The sequence below is a fragment of the Streptomyces sp. DI166 genome (genome assembly GCF_900091315.1).
Classification (GTDB): domain Bacteria; phylum Actinomycetota; class Actinomycetes; order Streptomycetales; family Streptomycetaceae; genus Streptomyces; species Streptomyces fuscus.
This window is the reverse complement of sequence record NZ_FLSP01000235.1, coordinates 1-1475: the sequence shown is the minus strand read 5'-3', so window position 1 is coordinate 1475 and position 1475 is coordinate 1. Positions and strand designations below refer to the sequence as shown.

The window sequence follows — 1475 nt, the reverse complement described above, 5'->3', positions numbered from 1 at the left end:
CAATACCGGTGATTTAGGTTGTTTTCCGGCGGGTCGGCCTGGGCTTGGTGGGCCCGACCAGGGTCACGCGGGGGGCGTCCGGCCGGGGCGGACTGTGGTGCTCGGCGCGTTTGAGTTTCCAGTTGGACATCTTGCGCTTGATGACGCGCGGGCTGGAGCGCAGGCGGCGCGGGGGTAGGGGGCGTTCGCGGATCTCACGCAGGGCCGTGACCAGGGCCCGGGCCATTCGCGAGGGGGGAAAACGCCGCCTGGTCGGTGACATGGCGGCGGATGATGCGCAGGGTGCGGGTGAAGGAGATCCGGTCGGGGTCCTGGTCCGATTGCCGGGCGGCTTGATGCATCAGGTCCCGCAGAGCGTGATGCACCAGCAGGAAGGCGAAGATCTCCTGCTCCACCCCGCGGGGGTGCTGGGAGCGCAGGACGAGGCGGGGCCCGCCCTGGTGGGTCTTGATCTCGTCCAGCGTGCTCTCGATCTCCCACCGCTGGGCATACAGCGCGGCCAGCGACACGGCCGACGCGGCCTTCGGGTCGTGGATGGTGGTGATCAGCCGGTAGGCCGTGCCGCTGCCGTCGCGGCCGAGGGTGTACTCGATGACGCGGACCCTGATCGGGTCCGCGCGGCGGTTCTTGTCCCTCGCGGCGACGATCTCAGAGAGGTAGGAGCCGTCCTCCAGCAGAGTTCGCACCGGCAGGACGGCGTCGTTCTTGACCCGCCACAGCAGGTCGGCGCCGGTCGCGGCGGCGGCCCGCCACAGGTCGAAGCCGCGAAAGCCCCGGTCGGCCAACAGCAGCATGCCCGGCGTCAGTGAGCTGAACAGGCGCTGGGCCAGTTCGGTTTCATGGACGGCCAGTGGCCCGGCCTCGGCCGCGAAGACCGCGTGGGTGCCGCACTCGACCAGCGCGGCCACCCTCGCCTGCGGGTAGGCGCTCTTCTCCTGCCCGCGGCTGACACCGGGACGCCCGAAGAAGGCGGCGTTGGCCTCGGTATCGGGCAGGTCGAAGGTGGTGCCGTCCACCGCGACCAGTCGCCAGCCCCGGTACCACGATCCCCTCGTCTCCTCGGTCGCCACCGGACGGCACACCCTGGTGAACAGGGCCTTGAGCGGCTCCGGGCCCAGCCGCAACCGGGCCCGGCCGATCGCCGCGGTGGTCGGCACCCGCCACGTCCCCCTCCACCGGCCCATCCGCTCCAGCCCGTGAGTGAGAAGCCGCGCGACCTCCTCATATCCCTGCCCGGAGAACAGGCACATCGCCAGCACGAAATAGACCACCACCCGGGCCGGCAGCAGCCGGTGACGCTGCTCGGCCCGGCCGCACTCCGCGATCACCTCGTCCACCAACTCCGGCGGAAACGCCCGGGTCAGCACCCCAAGCGCAATGCGATCCGACAACCGCTCACCTGCCGGCGACTTCACCTGTCCGGGTCTTGGCACACCACACCCAACGACCCGAAAACACCAAAGTCACCGGTATTG

Annotated in this window: 1 protein-coding gene; it reads right to left on the bottom strand. The window is 70.2% G+C overall.

Annotated features, from left to right (window positions below; all coding sequences use genetic code 11):
* Positions 1-194: 194 nt before the first annotated feature.
* Positions 195-1433: an IS4 family transposase gene (locus GA0115233_RS40010; RefSeq protein WP_093725706.1), complete on the bottom strand. Its 1239-nt coding sequence runs from the start codon at positions 1431-1433 to the stop codon at positions 195-197.
* Positions 1434-1475 lie beyond the last annotated feature (42 nt).